Genomic DNA, 19,121 nt, shown 5'->3' with positions numbered 1-19,121 from the left:
AAGGTCGGCCCTGATGCCCGAAAAGCCTGCAGAGCGCACGGACCGGTCCGCCGTGCGCTCCCTCCTGCGCCTGTGGCCCTATGTCCGACCCGTGCGGGTCCGCCTGTTCACCGCCGCCTTCGTGGCGGTCGTGGCGTCCTGTCTGGGGCTGGTGATCCCGCTGGTCCTGAAGTGGATGGTGGACGGTCCCGTCGCCGACCGCGATCCGGGCGGGGTGTGGCTGGGGGCGCTGTATCTGCTGTTGCTGGGCATCGCGGAGGCGCTGCTGTTCGGGTTCCGGCGGTGGCTGGTGGCGCGTCCGCTGGCCGGAGTCGAGGCGTCGATGCGGGCGGATCTCTACCGCCATCTGCAACGGCTTCCGGTCGCCTTCCACGACCGCTGGGCCTCGGGTCAGCTGCTGTCGCGCGGGACGACGGACCTGATGCTGCTGCGGATGTTCCTGGCGTTCCCGCTGACCTTCCTGATCGTCAACACGACGACGATCCTCGTCGGGTTCGTTCTTCTGTTCGCCCAGGACTGGACGCTCGGTCTGGTGCTGCTGGCGCCCGCGGTGCCGCTGATGATCCTGTGCTCGCTGTTCGAGACGAAGTACTCGGTGGTCGCGCGCCGGGCCCAGGACCAGGTCGGCGATCTCACCACGGTCGTCGAGGAGAGCGTGCTGGGCATCCGCATCGTCAAGGGCTTCGGCCGGCACCGCAGCCAGGCGCAGGCCTTCCGGGCGCTGTCGCACCGGCTGCGCACCACGGAGCTGGGCAAGGCCCGGCTGCTCGCCGGGATCTGGGCGCTGATCACCGCCATCCCGGAGCTGGCGATCGGCGCCGCGCTGGTCCTCGGCACGATCCAGGTGGCGGACGGATCGCTGTCGGCCGGCACGCTGGTGGCCTTCCTCTCCACGGCGCTCGCGCTGCGCTGGCCGGTGGAGTCGATCGGCTTCCTGCTGGCGATGAGCCAGGAGTCGGCGACCGCCACCGACCGGTACTTCGAGGTGATGGACGTCCCGGAGGAACCCGGGGCCGTCGCGGTGCGCGAGGACGCGCCGGCCACCGCCGCCGGGATGGTGTTCGAGGGCGTCGAGTTCCGCTACCCGGACGCGGAGCCGGGCTCGCCGCCGGTCCTCGCCGGGATCGATCTGCACATCCGGCCGGGCGAGACGCTGGCCCTCGTCGGGGGTACGGGGTCGGGCAAGACGACGCTGACCGCTCTGGTGCCCCGGCTGCACGAGGCGACCGGCGGGCGGATCACGCTGGACGGCGAGGACATCGCCACGATGGAGCGCTCGCGGCTGCGGGAGCTGGTGTCGGTGGCGTTCGAGGAGCCGACGCTGTTCTCCGCGACGGTCGGCGAGAACGTGACGATGGGCGCGGCGGGCGCGGACGAGGCGCAGGTGCGCCGGGCGCTGTCGGTGGCCCAGGCCGACTTCGTGCACGAGCTGCCGCACGGGCTGGACACCGAGGTCGGCGAGCAGGGCCTGAGCCTGTCCGGCGGCCAGCGCCAGCGTCTGGCGCTGGCCCGGGCCGTGGTCGGCGAGCCGCGCTTCCTGGTGCTGGACGACCCGCTCTCCGCGCTGGACGTGCACACGGAGACGCTGGTGGAGGCCGCGCTGCGGCAGGTCCTGGAGCGGACGACGGCGGTGGTCGTGGCGCACCGCCCGTCCACCGTGATGCTGGCCGACCGGGTGGCGCTGCTGTCGGGCGGCCGGATCGCCGCGGTCGGCACCCATCAGGAGCTGCTGCGCGACAACGCGGAGTACGCCTGGCTGATGTCGGGCGCCGAGCCCGGCGATCCGGCCCGTACGCGCGAGGGCGCCGGGCTCACCGGGGCCGGGCACGAGGACCGCCGGGACGCCGGTCACGAGGCCGATCACGAGGACCGCCGGGACGCCGAACACGAGGACCACCGGGCCGCCGTCGGGCAGGTCCCCGCCGAGGAGGGCAGTGCCCGATGACCACGACCACCGACGACGCCTCACGTCCCGCGGCCGAGGACGACGGGCTGCGGAAGAAGAGCCCGCCCGCTCCGCAACGGCCGCTCTCCGACGACCCGTTCGACCAGGACGACCTGCCCGCTCCGCCCGGGGCGACGCGCTCGCTGCTGCTCTCGCTGCTGGCCCCGATGCGCGGCCGGGTCGCGGTGGCGGCCCTGCTCCTGCTGGTCCAGCAGGGCGCGATGCAGGCAGGCCCGCTGCTGGTGGCGTACGCGATCGACAGCGGGGTTCCGGCGTTCCGGGACCACGACTACGGCCCGCTGATCGCGGTCGCCGTCGGCTATGCGCTCTGCTCGGTCGGCGCGGGCGTCCTCCAGTACGGCTTCATCCGGGCCGCCGCGCGGATCAACCAGGACGTGCTGCTCGATCTGCGCGGCCGGATCTTCCGGCACGCGCAGGCGCTCAGCGTCGACTTCCACGAGCGCTACACCTCGGGCCGGCTGATCTCGCGTTCCACGACCGATGTGGAGTCGCTGCGGGAGCTGCTGAGCGAGGGGCTCCAGGAACTGATCGGCGTGGTCCTGTCGTTCGTGTCGATCTCGCTGGTGCTGCTCTGGCTGGACCTGGGCATCGGCGCGATCGCCACGCTCTCCTTCGTACCGCTGTATCTGATGGTCCGGATGTACCGGCGGCGGGCGTCCGTCGCGTTCACGGCCCGGTCGACGGCGATCGCGGCGGTGATCGTGAAGTTCGCGGAGACGATGAACGGCATCCGCCCGGTCCAGGCGTTCCGCCGGGAGCGGAGCAACGACGCCGTGTTCGGCACGCTGAACGGCGTCCACGAGCGGCGGAACGGCGACGCGATCCTGGAAATGGCGCGCTATGTCGTCGGCTCGCGGCTGATCGCGAACACGGCGGTGGCCGGGATGGTGCTGTGGGGCGCCTACCGGGTGGCGGACGGGACGCTGGCGCTCGGGGTGCTGGCGGCGGCGGTGCTGTATCTGCGCCGGCTGTACGACCCGATCGACCGGCTGGGCATGTTCCTCAACTCCTACGAGTCGGCCGCGGCCTCGCTGGCGAAGATCGCCGGTCTGCTGGCCCAGACGCCGAACGTCCCGGAGACCGACCACCCCAGGGAGCTGCCGCCGCGCTCCGGCGAACTCCCGGGCCGGGACGTCACGTTCGACGGGGTGCGGTTCGCCTACCGTACGGGCGGCGAGGTGCTGCCCACCTTCGACCTGCACATCCCGGCGGGCCGGACGGTGGCGGTCGTCGGCTCCACGGGCGCGGGCAAGTCGACGCTGGCCAAGCTGCTGGCCCGCTTCTACGACCCGACGGAGGGCCGGGTCCTGCTGGACGGCACGGACCTGCGCGACCTGGACACCGCCGAGCTGCGCCGGGGCGTGGTGATGGTGACGCAGGAGGCGTTCCTGTTCTCCGGGACGGTCGCGGAGAACATCGCGATCGGCCGCCCGGACGCCACCCGGGAGGAGATCGAGCACGCCGCGAAGGCGATCGGCGCGCACGACTTCATCGCCGCCCTGCCGGACGGCTACGACACCGACGTACGCAAGCGGGGCGGCCGGATCTCGGCGGGCCAGCGCCAGTTGGTGGCCTTCGCCCGCGCCCTGCTGGCAAACCCGTCGGTGCTGATCCTGGACGAGGCGACCAGCTCCCTGGACATCCCCGGCGAGCGGGCCGTGCAACGGGCCATGGACACGGTGCTGCACGGCCGCACGGCGGTGGTGATCGCCCACCGGCTCTCCACGGTGGAGATCGCGGACCGGGTGCTGGTGATGGAGCACGGCCGGATCGTGGAGGACGGCGCGCCGTCCGAACTGATCGGCGGGACGGGGCGGTTCGCGGGGCTGCACCGGACGTGGAAGGACAGTCTGGCCTGAGGGTGGGGGGTGCGGGCTCCGCGTCGCCGTCTACCCGCCCTCCGGCCACCCCTTGCCCCATCTATCGAATTTCGATAGATTTCCATCGTGTCTCGATGGAAGGATCGGTCATGGGAAAGCTGACCGTGCGCGCGCTGCGCGCCGTGCTCGTGGTGGTGCTCACCGGCACCGTGTTCGTACAGGCGTTGATGGTGTGGGCGCTGGTCAGCGGGAACGACCCGGAGGACGGTTCGCTTCCGCTGACCCCGCTGCGCGTGATCACGGTCCTGGGCATCGGGACGGCCCAGGTCACCGTGGTCTGCGTGTGGCGGCTGGTCACGATGGTGCGGCGCGGAACCGTGTTCTCCCACGCCGCCTTCCGGTACGTGGACGTCATCATCGGCGCGATCGTCGCGGCCGCCCTCGTGTGGTTCGCGGTCACGGCCCTGAACGCGCCCGGCCAGCGGGACGACCCGGGCGTCACCCTCATCATGGGCGGGGTGGGCGTGGCCGTCCTGGGAGTCGCACTTCTCGTGCTCGTGCTGCGGACGCTGCTCGCCCAGGCCGTCGCCCGGGACGTCGAAGCGGCGGAGATGCGGGCCGAGCTGGACGAGGTGATCTGATGCCGATCACCGTCGACATCGACGTGATGCTGGCCCGGCGGAAGATGTCCGTGGGCGAACTCGCGGACCGCGTGGGGATCACCCCCGCCAACCTGGCGGTGCTCAAGAACGGCCGCGCCAAGGCGGTGCGTTTCGCGACGCTCGCCGCACTCTGCGACGCGCTCGCGTGCCAGCCGGGCGACCTGCTCCGCTGGGAGCCGGAGGACGACGCCGAGGAATCCGGCGAGGACACCGCCGACGGCTGAACCGCGACCCGGGGATGTACGAGGGGGGTGCCGCCCGGCCGGGCGGCACCCCCCTGGCGTCACATCCGTCAGGCGGTCGCGCCGGCCTTGCGGCGGCGGCCGAGGGCGAAGACGACACCGGCGCCGACGAGGACCGACACCCCGCCGATGGTCGCGATGAGCGGCAGGTCGGAGTCCGAGCCGGTCTGGGCGAGGGTGCCCTCGGGCTTGATCTCGGTGTTGCCCACGGGCTTGGCCGGAAGCGGCTTCTTGCCGCCCTCCTGGGGCTTCGCCTCGTTCGGGTCGCCCGCCTCGGCGCCCGCGGCGAGGACGTCGAACTCGTAGAAGCCCGGGCTGTCGGCGAGGACGCAGCCGCCCTGGGCGTCGGGGTAGACGCCTGCGGTGATGACGAAGGCGGTGCCCGCCGGGGACTTCTTGGCGACGCTCACCCGCAGGTCGATGGCGAAGGACTCCTTGGCCCGCAGGGAGGTGTGGCCCAGGTAGCCGGAGGCCTCGTTCTCGTCATCGAGCAGGATGTCCGTCCAGACGCCCGTCTCCGGGTCCTTGAACTGGAGCGTGAGGTGGCCGCTGGAGTCGTTCCACGTCCCCTTGTCGACCTTGGCGGCGAAGACGCCGACGTCGACGCGATCGTAGGCCCGGTCGCTCTTGTTGGTCACGTTCAGCCGGAAGCCGTGGAAGCCGCTGCCCGCGACGACCTTGGACGGCAGTCCGGAGATCGAGATCCGCACGTTCTCGTCGACCACGGGGTCGCTGTCCTCGTCGCCGCCGTCGCAGATGTCCTCGGGCGAGGTGGCGGAGGGCGAGGGGGCGGTGGTGCTCGCGGAGGGGGACGGGGCGGTCTCCGTCTTCCCGGGCGCGGGGGCCGTCTCGCTCTCCTCGGGGGCCGGGGAGCCCTCGGACTCTCCGGGCACCGGGGACGTCTCGGACTCCTCCGAAGCGGGGGAGGTAGCGGAGCCCTCCGGGGCGGGAGAGCTCGCGGACTCCTCCGGGGCCGGCGAGCTTTCGGTGGTCTCGGGCTGCGGGCCGGGGGTCGCGAGGGCGACGGGGGCCGCGAGGAGGGTGACCGGGGCGAGCACGGCGGTCGCTGCGGCGACGGCCAGGGCGCGGCGGATCTTCATGACGTGAGGTCCTCGATGAGTCTGGGTGCCGCCGGAGCGGCACGAAGGCTGGGAGGGCCGTCCGGGTTCGAAGGTGGAGGGAGACACGGGTGAGGCCAATGGGTGTGACCGTCAGGGGTGGTGCGAGGTTGTATCCGGCCATGGCCGGAACTACGTGACCCGCCTCACACCCGCGCACGCCCCCCGGCGCTCGGGCGACCGCATGCGCGCCCCCTCACCCCGGCAGCAGCCGCACCGCCCCATTGCGCAGCCGGGTGCGTTCCGTGCTCATGAAGCGGTGCAGGGTCCGGGAGGCGAAGGCGGTCCGCTGGGCGCTGCGGCGGCGTTCACGGTCGTAGGCGCGCAGGGCGCCGATGACGCCCGCCGGGCCCGGGGGCGCGGCGGCGAGCGCGCGGGTCAGGGCGTCCGCGTCCAGGATCGCGGTGCAGGCGCCCTGGCCCAGGTTGGGCGTCATGGCGTGGGCCGCGTCGCCGACCAGAGCGACGGGGGCGACGGGAGCGGCGGAGGCAGGCCCGGCGTCGGTGTTGGTGTCGCTGTCGGCGTCGGTGTCGGTGTCGGTGTCGGCGGAGACGAAGGAGGGCAGCGCCGGGTACAGGTGGCGCATCTCGTAGCGGATCCAGGTCGCCGGATCGGTGGCGTCCAGGATGCGCGGGATCGGGTCGTGCCAGCCGGCGAAGCAGCCGCGCAGCTCCTCGGCGGTGGTGGCCTCGGGGGCGGTGGCGTACCAGTTGGTGCGGCCCGGTTCGACCGGGGTCAGCCCGAAGAAGCGGCCGCTCCCCCAGGTCTCGCCGTGCACCGGGCTCTCGATGTCGGCGATGCCGATCCAGGCGACGGTGCCGACCGCGCGCGGGCCGCTGCGGTCGCCGAAGCGGGCGGTGCGGACGGCGCTGCGGATGCCGTCGGCGCCGATCACCAGGTCCTGCCCGGCGGCGAGGGCGTCCACATCGGTGACCCGCTCCCCGAGCTTCAGCGGTACGTCGCCGAAGGCTTCGAGGCCCGCGAGCAGGGCGTCGAGCAGATACGGGCGGGAGATGAGGAGTTCGGGGCGGCCCGCCTTGCGTTCGATGCGTTCCAGCGGGAGGCGGGCGATCGGCGTTCCGTCCGGGGTGCGGATGTGCGCGTCGCGGTAGGGGACGGCGTGGTCGCGCAGCGCGTCGCCGACGCCGAGCCGGTCGAGCGCGGACTGTGCGGTGGGGTGGATGCCGAAGGCCGCACCGTAACGCTCCGGTCCGGTGCGCCGCTCCAGCACGGTCACGCTCCAGCCCGCGCGGCGGAGTCCGATCGCGGTCGCCAGTCCGCCGATGCCCGCGCCGACCACGGTCGCCGTTCCCGTCATGTCGCACTCCCGAAGCTCGTCCGGCCGGTGCAGAAGAACCACCACATCCGTGGTACCACGGCTGGGGTAGCATCGGCAAGGAGAGCGAGGAAGCCAGGGCCTCGGTACGCCAGGGCCTCGGTACGGGAGTGAGGGAGCGCGCGTGAATCCGGACCGGCGGGACCGGCTGCGGGACGCGGCGATCGAGGTGCTGGCCCGGGACGGCGGGCGCGGGCTGACCCACCGGGCCGTGGACCGGGCCGCCGAGGTGCCGCCCGGTACCACCAAGAACTACTTCCCGACCCGTGACGCGGTGCTCCGCGCGGTGGCGGAGCGCTGCCTGGAGCAGTACGTCGCGCTCACCGCGCAGTTGGCCGCCCGCCCGGGGCCGACGGACCGCGAGGGCCTGACCGCCCTCTTCCGCTCGCTCCTGGAGAACGTCGCGGGACCCGGCCGCGCCCGTCTCCTCGCCGTGCTGGAGCTCCAGGCCGAGGCGACCCGGCGGCCCTGGCTCTCCGGCATCCTCGACCCGATGGCCAGGGGCGACTTCGCGGGCTTCGAGGCGGCCCAGCGCGCCGCCGGACTGCCCGTCACCCCGCAGCGGGCGGCCGTCGTCACCCTCGCCCTGCACGCGGCGGTCCCGCATCTGCTGACGAACGGCCCCGACACCCTCGCGGCGGCGGGACTCGACGACCTCGACCGCTTCGTGCGCGATCTCCTGGACGCGGTGTACCCGCCGGACGCGACCGCCTGAGCGCTCCGCTCCGCCCCGGGCCGCATCCTGACGGACCGGCGCATTCCGGCGTGCGGATCTGGCCAGAACCCGACGTCGTCTCATCAGGCGGTCATCACGCCTCTTCCCGCCCGCGACCATGCGGTGCCCGTCGCGCACGAAACCTGTGACCACCCTGTGAATACCGGGCTCCACAACGCCCGGTAACACTGCGGCAATGATCGACGAAACGTCCGCTTAACGAACATAACCTTTCCGGCAACGAACGAAAACCGGCCAAGTTATTGACGCGCTCCTGACAGACACGGTCATCTGCTGACACTCTTCACCCCGTTCTGCGCACCGCCTGCACCGTCCGGACGGCCCGTCCAGCGCCGCCGGTACCCCCCTCGCAGAAGGAGTCCGCGTGAGATCCACGCCCAGCCGTCGCGCCACCGCGACCGGCGCTCTGATAGCCGCAGCAGCCCTCATAGCCGTCGCCGTTCCGTCCGGCGCCGCGACCGCCACCTCCGCGCCCGCCTCGGCCCCGCTCGGCGGCATCACCGCCGGCACCAAGGCCGACCCGGGCGCCCTGCCCGCCAAGCTCTCGCCCGCCCAGCGCGCCGAGCTGCTCAGCGAGGCGAACGCCACCAAGGCGGCCACCGCCAAGGAACTCGGCCTCGGGTCCACCGAGAAGCTCGTGGTCCGCGATGTCGTCCAGGACCGCGACGGCACGACGCACACCCGCTACGAGCGCACCCTGGACGGCCTCCCCGTCCTCGGCGGCGACCTCGTGGTCAAGGAGTCCGCGGCCGGGACGACCGAGGGCGTCAGCAAGGCGTCGAAGGCGACCAGCGCGCAGCTGAAGGCCGTCGGCCTGACCGCCGACGTGGCCCCGGCCGCGGCCGAGAAGCAGGCGCTCGGCGCGGCGAAGGCCGAGGGCTCGAAGGCCGAGGAGGCCAGTGAGGCCCCGCGCAAGGTGGTGTGGCTGGGCAGCGGTGCGCCGCAGCTCGCGTACGAGACCGTGGTCGGCGGACTCCAGCACGACGGCACCCCGAACGAGCTGCACGTGCTCACGGACGCCACCACGGGCGAGAAGCTCTACGAGTGGCAGGCCGTCCACAACGGCACCGGCAACACGCAGTACAACGGCCAGGTCACCCTGGGCACCGCGCCCTCGTACACCCTGACCGACACCACGCGCGGCAACCACAAGACGTACAACCTGAACCGGGGCAGCTCCGGCACCGGCACGCTGTTCACCAACTCGACCGACGTCTGGGGCAACGGCACGCCGCAGAACGCCGAGACGGCCGGCGCGGACGCCCACTACGGCGCCGCCGAGACCTGGGACTACTACAAGAACGTGCACGGCCGTACCGGCATCCGCGGTGACGGCGTCGGCGCGTACTCCCGCGTCCACTACGGCAACAACTACGTCAACGCGTTCTGGCAGGACAGCTGCTTCTGCATGACGTACGGCGACGGCAGCGGCAACGTCAAGCCGCTGACCTCCCTGGACGTGGCCGCCCACGAGATGACGCACGGTCTGACCTCGGTCACGGCCAAGCTCGTCTACAGCGGTGAGTCCGGCGGTCTCAACGAGGCCACCTCCGACATCTTCGCCGCGGGCGTGGAGTTCTACTCCAACACCAGCGAGGACCCGGGCGACTACCTGGTCGGCGAGAAGATCGACATCAACGGCAACGGCACGCCGCTGCGCTACATGGACAAGCCCTCCAAGGACGGTTCGTCCAAGGACTACTGGTACTCGGGCATCGGCAACGTCGACGTCCACTACTCCTCGGGCCCGGCGAACCACTGGTTCTACCTGCTCTCCGAGGGCAGCGGCGCCAAGACCGTCAACGGCGTCAACTACGACTCGCCGACCTCCGACGGCCTCCCGGTGACCGGCATCGGCCGGGACAAGGCGCTGCAGATCTGGTTCAAGGCGCTCACCACCAAGTTCACCTCGACGACCAACTACGCCGCGGCCCGCACCGGCACGCTCGCGGTCGCCAGTGAGCTGTACGGGGCCACCAGCCCGGAGTACGCGGCCGTGGCCCACGCCTGGGCCGGCATCAACGTGGGCGCCCGCCCCGGCGGCGGCGACCCCGACCCGGGCGGCAAGGTGTTCGAGAACACCACCGTGGTGAACATCCCGGACGCCGGTGCGGCCGTCACCAGCTCGGTCACCGTCTCCGGTGTGGCCGGCAACGCGCCGAGCGCCCTCAAGGTCGGCGTGGACATCACGCACACCTGGCGCGGTGACCTGGTCGTCGACCTGGTCGCCCCGGACGGCACGAACTACCGGCTGAAGAACCGCTCCGCCGGCGACTCCGCGGACAACGTGGTGGAGACCTACACGGTCAACGCCTCGTCCGAGGTGGCCAACGGGGTCTGGAAGCTGAAGGTCCAGGACCTCGCGCGGCAGGACACCGGACGGATCAACAGCTTCAAGCTCACCTTCTGATCCACGCGCACCGAACCGAACGGCCCGGGAGGGGTTCCGCCCCCTCCCGGGCCGTTCGTCATGGCGCGTTCCTCAACAACCCCCGGGTCAGGCGGGGTTGTTCGCGTGGGTCAGGGTCTCCCAGGCGACGAAGAGGTTGTTGGATCCGGCGGGACGCTGCCGCTCGGTCAGCGTCTGCGTGTTGGTCATCGCGTAACCGAGGCGGTTGGCGAGCGCGTTGAAGCCGACCTCGGTGATCGGCCCGAGGTGGTCCTTGAGCGAGCCGCCGCACAGCGAGGACGGGACGGGCGTGCCCAGCTGGTGCTTGGCGTGCAGCCCCATCGCGTGCCGCAGCCGGTCGGCGACCTCCGGGTAGAGGTCCTGGCCCTGGATGCGGCTGGTCTCGGCGATGTGGGAGATGGCGGAGATGCCGTAGCCGGTGTGGGTCAGATCGCGGCAGGTCTCCTGGGAGAGTCCGTCCATGAAGGTCGACTGGCCCTGCCAGTAGTTGATGACTTTGGCCCGGGTGTCGAGGCCGCTGCCCGGCGCGACCTTGGGCAGTGAGCCGTCGGCGGTCACATAGATGTACGCCGGGACACGTCCGCGGAATTTCGCCACCGCCCTGTCATAGGCGGCGCGGTCCTCCAGGAAGACCGCGATCCCGATCGCCGCCTCGGTCATCGACAGCTCCCAGTTGCCGTTGGAGTGGGAGCCGCCCGCGACCTTCGGCAGGTAGACGTTGCGGAGCATCGTGCCGAAGCGGCCGGAGTTCGGCCAGCTGCTGTAGGTGTACTTGATGATCTCGGCGGCCCTCGGCCAGGAGGAGCCCGCCCAGCCGGTCTGGAGCGGGGCGTTGCTGTTGGTGTGGTCCTTGATCACGGCGGACCAGGCGTCCATGATCTCGATGGCCTTCTGCGCGTACCGGCTGTCCTGGGTGAGGTACCAGGCCAGCGAGAGCGTGTACGCGGCGATGGCGTCCTCGCGCTCGTCCGTGCAGCCGTAGTTGGGGTTGGAGTAGGAGCCGCACTCGACGACGGCGCGGGGCTTGGCGGTGCGGGTCAGCGAGGCGTACTTGCTGCCCATCATCTGGTCGTAGGCGCTCTTCCAGGGCTGCGCGCCCGCCTGCACCCGGCCCCGGACGAAGTCCAGTTGGGGGCGGCTGACGAGTACGCCGGGGTGGGTGAAGTTCGCCGGGGCGGCGGCTGCGACGGGGGCCGCGGCGGGGGCCTTCGCCGGGTCCGGGGATCTCTCCGCGAGGGCCGGTGCGGCGAGGGCCGTGGTGAGCAGCGCGGCCAGGGCGGCGGCGGTGCCGAGGACGCGGGGGATGGTGCCGGTGCGCATGTGGGGTGCCTTCCGGTGCGGTGACGGTTCGACGGCCCGACCCGACAGGGGTGGTGATGGGTGGTCACGGGAGTCCACGACGTTCATGGATGTGAACTGTGGGCCGCATGATGAACCCTGCGATGAGTCAGGAACGTAAAGCCATTCCATGGACACGTCAAGGTTCTGCGTTCACTGCACGAAGGAACCCGTCGCACCACGCACAGGGGCCCGGCACCGCACGGGTGCCGGGCCCCCCGGGTCGGCCGGGGCGCGCGCTCAGCGCAGCAGCACGCCCGCGCCCTCCCCCGCCGCCTCGGCCGGCAGCGCGACCAGGCCCATCTCGGCGCTGGTGGCCAGCAGCGGATGGGCGGGCAGCACGCGCACGGTGTAGCCGTACGGTCCCGTCCGGTCCAGCGCGAGCGGACCCTCGTAGAGCCAGCGGTCCTCCAGGTCCTGACCGCCCGCCGGCTTCAGCGGGAAGGTCTGGGCGTCCGCGATGGCGTCGCCGGAGTCGACCCGGCCCGCGACCACCTGGACCTCCACGTCGTCCGGGTCCAGACCGCCGAGCGCGATCCGCACCCGCAGCGCCAGAGTGGCGCCGAGCTCCGCCGAGCCGCCCGCCGCGGTGTCGGTGACCGACTCCACATGGTCGACGGCGACATCCGGCCAGGCCGCCCGGACCTCGGCCTTCCACCGGGCGAGCTCCCGCGCGGCCCCGGGCTCCAGGGCCCGGCGGGACTGCGCGGCGGGGGCGTACAGGCGCTCGGTGTACTCACGCACCATCCGCCCCGCGAGCACCTTCGGACCGAGGTTGACCAGGGTGGAGCGGACCATCTCGATCCAGCGGTCCGGCAGCCCCTGCGCGCCCCGGTCGTAGAAGCGCGGGGCGACCCGGTCCTCGATCAGGGCGTACAGGGCGTTCGACTCCAGCTCGTCGCGGCGGTCCTCGTCGACCGCGGAGCCGTCGGCGGTGGGAATCTCCCAGCCGAAGTCCGGGTCGAACCACTCGTCCCACCAGCCGTCGCGCACCGACAGGTTGAGGCAGCCGTTCAGCGCCGCCTTCATCCCGCTCGTGCCGCAGGCCTCCAGCGGGCGCAGCGGGTTGTTGAGCCAGACGTCGCAGCCCGGGTAGAGCTTCTGCGCCATGCCCATGCCGTAGTCCGGGAGGAAGACGATGCGGTGGCGCACCCGCGGGTCGTCGGCGAACCGCACCAGCTCCTGGACCAGCCGCTTGCCGCCGTCGTCGGCGGGGTGGGCCTTGCCCGCGACGACGATCTGGATCGGGTGCGTCGGGTGGAGCAGCAGCTCCCGCAGCCGGTCGCGGTCGCGCAGCATCAGCGTGAGCCGCTTGTACGAGGGGACGCGCCGGGCGAAACCGATGGTCAGGACGTCCGGGTCGAGGACGCCGTCGATCCAGCCCAGCTCGGCGGTGCCCGCGCCGCGCCGTCGCCAGGAGGCGTAGAGGCGACGGCGGACCTCGGTGACCAGCTGTCCGCGCAGATCCCGGCGCAGGTCCCAGATCTCCTGGTCGCCGATGCCGGTCACCGCGTCCCAGCGGCGCGGGGTGCCGGCCTGTGCGGAGGTCTCGTCGGCCACCGGGCCGCCCGCCAGCACCTGATGGGCGCGGCCCTCGCCGACCTGGCCCGCGCCGAGCCGGAACACCTCGGGGGCGACCCAGGTCGGTGCGTGGACGCCGTTGGTGACGGAGGTGATCGGCACCTCGGCGGGGTCGAAGCCCGGCCAGAGCCCGGAGAACATCTCCCGGCTGACGGCCCCGTGCAGGGTGGAGACGCCGTTGGCGCGCTGGGCGAGCCGGAGGCCCATCACCGCCATGTTGAACAGCTCCGGCTCGCCGCCCGGGTAGGTCTCGGTGCCGAGCCGCAGGATCTTCTCGACGGGTACGCCGGACAGCTCGCCGTCGTCGCCGAAGTGGCGGGCGATCAGCTGCCGGTCGAAACGGTCTATCCCGGCGGGCACCGGGGTGTGGGTGGTGAAGACGGTTCCGGCCCGCACCACTTCGAGGGCGGCGTCGAAGTCGAGCCCGGCGGGGACGAGTTCGCGGATGCGCTCCAGGCCGAGGAAGCCGGCGTGGCCCTCGTTGGTGTGGAACACCTCCGGCTCCGGGGTGCCGGTGAGGCGGCACCAGGTGCGCACCGCGCGCACCCCGCCGATGCCGAGCAGCATCTCCTGGAGGAGGCGGTGGTCGCTGCCGCCGCCGTAGAGCCGGTCGGTGACGTCGCGTTCGCCCGGCGCGTTCTCCTCGACGTCGGAGTCGAGCAGGAGCAGCGGTACGCGGCCGACCCGGGCCAGCCAGATGCACGCGTGCAGCGAGCGTCCGCCGGGCAGGGCGAGCACCACCCGGGCGGGGGTGCCGTCGGCCTCGCGGACCAGGTCGAGCGGGAGTTCGTTGGGGTCGAGGACGGGATAGTGCTCCTGCTGCCAGCCGTCGCGCGAGAGGCTCTGGCGGAAGTAGCCGTGGCGGTAGAGCAGCCCGACGCCGATGAGCGGGACGCCGAGGTCGCTGGCGGCCTTGAGGTGGTCGCCGGCCAGGATGCCGAGACCGCCGCTGTACTGGGGCAGCGCCGCGGTGACGCCGAATTCGGGTGAGAAGTAGGCGACGGCGGAGGGGAGTTCGGCTCCGGCGGCCCGCTGTTCCTGGTACCAGCGGGGGCCCTGGAGATACTCGGCCAGGTCGGCGGAGGCCTCGGCGAGGCGGGCGAGGTACGCCTCGTCCCCGGCCAGTTCGGTGAGCCGCCCGGCGGACAGCGAGCCGAGCAGCCGTACGGGGTCGGCGTCCGCGGGCCGCCAGCCCTCGGGGTCGGCGGACCGGAAGAGCTCACGGGTCTCGGTGTGCCACGACCAGCGCAGGTTGCGCGCGAGGTCGTGGAGGGGTCGGAGGGGTTCGGGGAGGACAGGACGCACGGTGAATCGACGAATGGCCTTCACGTACTCCACCTTTACAGGGGACTTGCGCATCCGAGCGGACGCACCACGGTGTGCGTCCCTTCCGTCACCCCTGACGGTAGCGGCCGTCCGTGGCGGGCTGCCACGGCGCGCGGACGGCGCACCAGGTCCGCGAGTGATCGCCGCGCGCCGCCCCGCGAGCACTCCGCAGGCGCTTCACAGACGCCTCACCCACCTCGCCCGTGATCCTCCGTCACACCGCTCACCTGGTGGTTTGGCCGATTTCTCTCCCGTACGCAGCCTTGTGGACCTCACCGGCACAGGGAAGGCTGCCGTGTGGCGCCGCAGAACGGGTATCCGGAACCTGTGGGGGCGCCTCGGGTTCCCGCGCCCACCGGGGCGTGCGCGCCGCGCGCGGCGGTTCCCGAGCGGTTGGCTACGACCGAGTAGTTAACACGGCGCCGGATTTCCCACCCGCGGACGCGGGGAAGGCTTCCCCGGTACGCGGCACGACCCGGCCCGCAGACGTTCTCCGTGCATCCCGAAACATGCACGAAACCCCCGTGACCCACCCATTCGAGTGCCATTCGAGTGAACGCGGACAGGAGCGGCCATGCCCACAGCCCGTCAGCAGACAGCTGAGCAGCTACAAAGGACAGATCCCCGTCTTCGCGGCACACGCGGTCGGTCCTCCGCGCCCGTGCCGTCCCCCGTGCACGCCGAGCTCCTCCAGCCCTCAGGTGATTCCATGATCGGTCGTATTCCCGTCCTGGACGTCCGTCCTCTCGTCGACTGCGGCAGACGGGCGGCGAAGGCCGTCGCCGGTGAGACCTTCCAGGTCACCGCCACCGTCTTCCGCGAAGGCCATGACGCGGTGGCCGCCAATGTCGTGCTGCGCGATCCGAGCGGACGGGTCGGACCGTGGACCCCGATGCGCGAGCTGGCGCCGGGCACGGACCGGTGGGGCGCGGAGATCACCCCGGCCTCCGAGGGCCGCTGGACGTACACGGTGGAGGCCTGGAGCGATCCGGTCACCACCTGGCGGCACCATGCCGCGATCAAGATCCCGGCGGGCATCGACACGGACCTGGTGCTGGCCGAGGGCGCGGCGCTGCTGGAGCGGGCCGCCGCCGGCGTGCCGAAGAAGCACGGCCGCGAGGCGGTGCTCGCCGCGGTGGACGCGCTGCGCGACACCGCCCACCCGGCGGACGCCCGGCTGGCTGCCGCCCTGACCCCGGCCGCCGACGCGGTCCTCGCCCGCTATCCGCTGCGTGAACTGGTCACCCGCTCCAAGCCGCTGGCGGTGCGGGTGGAGCGCGAGCGGGCGCTGTTCGGGTCGTGGTACGAGCTGTTCCCGCGCTCCGAGGGGGCGCGGGAGGTACCGGTGGACCCCTCCGACACCTCGCCGGACGCGGAGACCCGGCTGGTCAGCGGCACCTTCCGGACGGCGGCCGAGCGGCTGCCCGCGGTCGCCGCCATGGGGTTCGATGTCGTGTACCTGCCGCCGATCCACCCGATCGGGACCACGCACCGCAAGGGCCCGAACAACAGCCTGACGCCCGGGGAGCACGACCCGGGGGTGCCGTGGGCGATCGGTTCGGCCGACGGCGGGCACGACGCGGTCCATCCGGAGCTGGGCACGCTGGAGGACTTCGACCACTTCGTGTCGGTGGCCCGCAATCTGCGGATGGAGATCGCGCTGGACTTCGCGCTCCAGTGCTCGCCGGACCACCCGTGGGTCAAGGAGCACCCGGACTGGTTCCACCACCGCCCGGACGGTTCGATCGCGTACGCCGAGAACCCGCCGAAGAAGTACCAGGACATCTATCCGATCGCCTTCGACAAGGACATGCGCGGTCTGGTGGCGGAGACCGTACGGATCCTGCGCTTCTGGATGGACCACGGGGTGCGTATCTTCCGGGTCGACAACCCGCACACCAAGCCGGTGGTGTTCTGGGAGAAGGTCATCGCCGAGATCAACGGCGCCGACCCCGACGTCGTCTTCCTGGCGGAGGCGTTCACCCGGCCGGCGATGATGCACACGCTCGGCGCGGTCGGCTTCCAGCAGTCGTACACCTACTTCACCTGGCGCAACACCAAGCAGGAGCTCACCGAGTACGTCACGGAGCTGTCCGGCGATGCCGCCTCGTACATGCGGCCCAACTTCTTCGTGAACACCCCCGACATCCTTCCCGGTTACCTCCAGGAGGGTGGCCGCCCGGCCTTCGAGGCACGGGCGGTGCTGGCCGCGACGCTCGCCCCGTCCTGGGGCGTGTACGCGGGATTCGAGCTGTGCGAGAACACTCCGGCCAAGCCGGGGAGCGAGGAGTACCTGCACTCGGAGAAGTACGAACTGCGCCCGAGGGACTGGGAGTCGGCGGAACGCGAGGGCCGCACGCTCACCCCCCTGATCACCTCGCTGAACCGGATCCGCCGGCGTAACCCCGCTCTGCGGCAGCTGCGCGACGTCCACTTCCACCACACCGACAACGAAGCGCTGATCTCCTACAGCAAGCGCTCCGGAACGAACACCGTTCTGGTGGTCGTGAACCTCGACCCGCACCACACCCAGGAGGCCACGGTCTCGTTGGACATGGAGCGGCTCGGCCTCTCATGGCACGAGCGCGTACCGGTGCGCGACGAGCTCACCGGCGATACCTACCACTGGGGCAGGGCCTTCTATGTGCGCCTAGAGCCGGGCATCACGCCCGCGCACATCGCCGTCCTGCGACCGTCCCCGCCGACCGGAGGGTCACCCACACCATGATCGTCAATGAGCCTGTCCACGACACGTTCGAGGACACTCCCGCCAAGGACCGCGATCCCGACTGGTTCAAGCGCGCCGTCTTCTACGAGGTGCTCGTCCGGTCCTTCCAGGACTCCAACGGCGACGGAATCGGCGACCTCAAGGGCATCACCGCCAAGCTGGACTATCTCCAGTGGCTCGGCGTCGACTGCCTCTGGCTGCCGCCGTTCTTCAAGTCGCCGCTGCGCGACGGGGGCTACGACGTCTCCGACTACACCGCCGTGCTGCCGGAGTTCGGCGATCTCGCCGACTTCGTGGAGTTCGTGGACGCCGCGCACCAGCGCGGCATGCGCGTCATCATCGACTTCGTCATGAACCACACGAGCGATCAGCACGAGTGGTTCCAGCAGTCCCGCACCGACCCCGACGGGCCGTACGGCGACTACTACGTCTGGGCGGACGACGACAAGCAGTTCCAGGACGCCCGGATCATCTTCGTCGACACCGAGACGTCCAACTGGACCTTCGACCCGGTCCGCAAGCAGTACTACTGGCACCGCTTCTTCTCGCACCAGCCGGACCTCAACTACGAGAACCCGGCGGTGCAGGAGGAGATCCTCGCGGCCCTGCGCTTCTGGCTGGACCTGGGCATCGACGGCTTCCGGGTCGACGCGGTGCCCTACCTCTACCAGCGCGAGGGCACCAACTGCGAGAACCTCCCCGAGACCCACCACTTCCTGAAGCGGGTCCGCAAGGAGATCGACGCCAACTACCCGGACACCGTGCTCCTCGCCGAGGCCAACCAGTGGCCGGAGGACGTCGTCGACTACTTCGGCGACTACGAGCAGGGCGGCGACGAATGCCATATGGCGTTCCACTTCCCCGTCATGCCGCGGATCTTCATGGCGGTGCGCCGCGAGAGCCGCTACCCGGTCTCCGAAATCCTGGCGAAGACCCCGGCGATCCCGAAGAACTGCCAGTGGGGCATCTTCCTGCGCAACCACGACGAGCTGACCCTCGAAATGGTCACGGACGAAGAGCGCGACTACATGTACGCGGAGTACGCCAAGGACCCGCGGATGCGCGCCAACATCGGCATCCGCCGGCGGCTCGCCCCGCTGCTGGACAACGACCGCAACCAGATCGAGCTGTTCACCGCGCTGCTGCTGTCGCTGCCCGGCTCCCCGATCCTCTACTACGGGGACGAGATCGGGATGGGCGACAACATCTGGCTGGGCGACCGGGACGCGGTGCGCACCCCGATGCAGTGGACGCCCGACCGCAACGCCGGGTTCTCCTCCAGCGATCCGGGGCGGCTCTACCTCCCCACGATCATGGACCCGGTCTACGGCTACCAGGTCACCAACGTGGAGGCGTCGATGGCCTCGCCGTCCTCGCTGCTGCACTGGACCCGCCGGATGATCGAGATCCGTAAGCAGAATCCGGCCTTCGGTCTCGGCGAGTACACCGAACTCCCGTCCTCCAACCCGGCGGTGCTGGCGTTCACCCGCGAGTACAAGGACGACCTCGTCCTGTGCGTGCACAACTTCTCGCGGTTCGCGCAGCCGACGGAACTGGACCTGCGATCGTTCAACGGACGTCATCCGGTGGAATTGATCGGCGGGGTACGCTTCCCGGCCATCGGCCAGTGGCCCTACCTGCTGACCCTCGCGGGACACGGCTTCTACTGGTTCCGGCTGCGCAAGGACGCGCCGCCGGCCTGACGCCCCGTCCGCCCGGTGCGGGACGGTTTCCGCCGTCCCGCACCGGGCACCCTGACCCCAACGCAAGGCCGCGGGCCTCTCCTGGATCCGCCGCCCCCGGCCTTCACGGTTCCGCCGTTCGAGTCCGTAAGCACCTTCCTCTCCCGACACGTCCC

General features: G+C 71.5%; 11 protein-coding genes. 7 read left to right on the top strand and 4 right to left on the bottom strand.

Features of this window, described 5'->3' with window-relative positions:
• Window positions 1–72: 72 nt before the first annotated feature.
• The 3 genes from ACSMXR_RS26580 to ACSMXR_RS26570 all read left to right on the top strand — a co-directional run bounded on the left by ACSMXR_RS26580 (window position 73) and on the right by ACSMXR_RS26570 (window position 4,672).
• On the top strand, window positions 73–3,825 hold the full coding sequence (locus tag ACSMXR_RS26580) for an ABC transporter ATP-binding protein (RefSeq protein ID WP_473172449.1): 3,753 nt from the start codon (window positions 73–75) through the stop codon (window positions 3,823–3,825).
• Between the two features lie 110 nt (window positions 3,826–3,935).
• A complete protein-coding gene (locus ACSMXR_RS26575; RefSeq protein WP_137233566.1) occupies window positions 3,936–4,427 on the top strand; it encodes a DUF2975 domain-containing protein in 492 nt (163 codons plus the stop codon).
• Window positions 4,427–4,672: a helix-turn-helix domain-containing protein gene (locus ACSMXR_RS26570; protein WP_364885547.1), complete on the top strand. Its 246-nt coding sequence runs from the start codon at window positions 4,427–4,429 to the stop codon at window positions 4,670–4,672. Before ACSMXR_RS26575 ends, ACSMXR_RS26570 begins: the two co-directional genes overlap by 1 nt.
• 68 nt (window positions 4,673–4,740) lie before the next feature.
• Here ACSMXR_RS26570 and ACSMXR_RS26565 read toward each other — a convergent pair whose 3' ends face one another.
• Both ACSMXR_RS26565 and ACSMXR_RS26560 read right to left on the bottom strand, forming a co-directional pair.
• Window positions 4,741–5,790, bottom strand: a complete 1,050-nt coding sequence (locus ACSMXR_RS26565; RefSeq protein ID WP_473170068.1) for an LPXTG cell wall anchor domain-containing protein — start codon at window positions 5,788–5,790, stop codon at window positions 4,741–4,743.
• A gap of 214 nt (window positions 5,791–6,004) precedes the next feature.
• Entirely contained in the window at window positions 6,005–7,126 is a 1,122-nt protein-coding gene (locus ACSMXR_RS26560) for an FAD-dependent oxidoreductase (RefSeq protein WP_473170067.1), read from the bottom strand.
• A 142-nt stretch (window positions 7,127–7,268) separates the two neighbouring features.
• Here ACSMXR_RS26560 and ACSMXR_RS26555 point away from each other — a divergent pair, with 142 nt between their 5' ends.
• Together ACSMXR_RS26555 and ACSMXR_RS26550 are read left to right on the top strand one after the other, a co-directional pair.
• Window positions 7,269–7,859, top strand: a complete 591-nt coding sequence (locus ACSMXR_RS26555; protein WP_381789468.1) for a TetR/AcrR family transcriptional regulator — start codon at window positions 7,269–7,271, stop codon at window positions 7,857–7,859.
• Between the two features lie 385 nt (window positions 7,860–8,244).
• Entirely contained in the window at window positions 8,245–10,290 is a 2,046-nt protein-coding gene (locus ACSMXR_RS26550; protein ID WP_137233561.1) for a M4 family metallopeptidase, read from the top strand.
• A gap of 87 nt (window positions 10,291–10,377) precedes the next feature.
• On the opposite strand, the gene ACSMXR_RS26545 is transcribed toward ACSMXR_RS26550, so the two are convergent.
• Together ACSMXR_RS26545 and glgP are read right to left on the bottom strand one after the other, a co-directional pair.
• The gene (locus tag ACSMXR_RS26545) at window positions 10,378–11,610 is read right to left on the bottom strand and encodes an alginate lyase family protein (RefSeq protein WP_381789472.1); all 1,233 of its coding nucleotides are present in this window, start codon (window positions 11,608–11,610) and stop codon (window positions 10,378–10,380) included.
• 258 nt (window positions 11,611–11,868) lie between these two features.
• On the bottom strand, window positions 11,869–14,538 hold the full coding sequence (gene glgP, locus ACSMXR_RS26540; RefSeq protein ID WP_137233559.1) for an alpha-glucan family phosphorylase: 2,670 nt from the start codon (window positions 14,536–14,538) through the stop codon (window positions 11,869–11,871).
• Between the two features lie 706 nt (window positions 14,539–15,244).
• On the opposite strand from glgP, the gene ACSMXR_RS26535 reads away from it, so the two are divergent.
• Both ACSMXR_RS26535 and treS read left to right on the top strand, forming a co-directional pair.
• Window positions 15,245–17,263: an alpha-1,4-glucan--maltose-1-phosphate maltosyltransferase gene (locus ACSMXR_RS26535; RefSeq protein WP_473170066.1), complete on the top strand. Its 2,019-nt coding sequence runs from the start codon at window positions 15,245–15,247 to the stop codon at window positions 17,261–17,263.
• Window positions 17,260–18,966: a maltose alpha-D-glucosyltransferase gene (gene treS, locus ACSMXR_RS26530; RefSeq protein WP_030079176.1), complete on the top strand. Its 1,707-nt coding sequence runs from the start codon at window positions 17,260–17,262 to the stop codon at window positions 18,964–18,966. The genes ACSMXR_RS26535 and treS overlap by 4 nt, the downstream gene beginning before the upstream one ends.
• The last annotated feature ends 155 nt before the right edge of the window (window positions 18,967–19,121 follow it).

This window comes from Streptomyces sp. DSM 106670 (assembly GCF_055792845.1).
This window is presented reverse-complemented; position numbering and strand designations above follow the sequence as displayed.

Coding starts and splice junctions, on each gene's coding strand:
- ACSMXR_RS26565 (WP_473170068.1), bottom strand. CDS start 5,790: ATGAAGATCCGCCGCGCCCTGGCCGTCGCCGCAGCGACCGCCGTGCTC.
- ACSMXR_RS26575 (WP_137233566.1), top strand. CDS start 3,936: ATGGGAAAGCTGACCGTGCGCGCGCTGCGCGCCGTGCTCGTGGTGGTG.
- ACSMXR_RS26560 (WP_473170067.1), bottom strand. CDS start 7,126: ATGACGGGAACGGCGACCGTGGTCGGCGCGGGCATCGGCGGACTGGCG.
- ACSMXR_RS26545 (WP_381789472.1), bottom strand. CDS start 11,610: ATGCGCACCGGCACCATCCCCCGCGTCCTCGGCACCGCCGCCGCCCTG.
- treS (WP_030079176.1), top strand. CDS start 17,260: ATGATCGTCAATGAGCCTGTCCACGACACGTTCGAGGACACTCCCGCC.
- ACSMXR_RS26535 (WP_473170066.1), top strand. CDS start 15,245: ATGATCGGTCGTATTCCCGTCCTGGACGTCCGTCCTCTCGTCGACTGC.
- ACSMXR_RS26570 (WP_364885547.1), top strand. CDS start 4,427: ATGCCGATCACCGTCGACATCGACGTGATGCTGGCCCGGCGGAAGATG.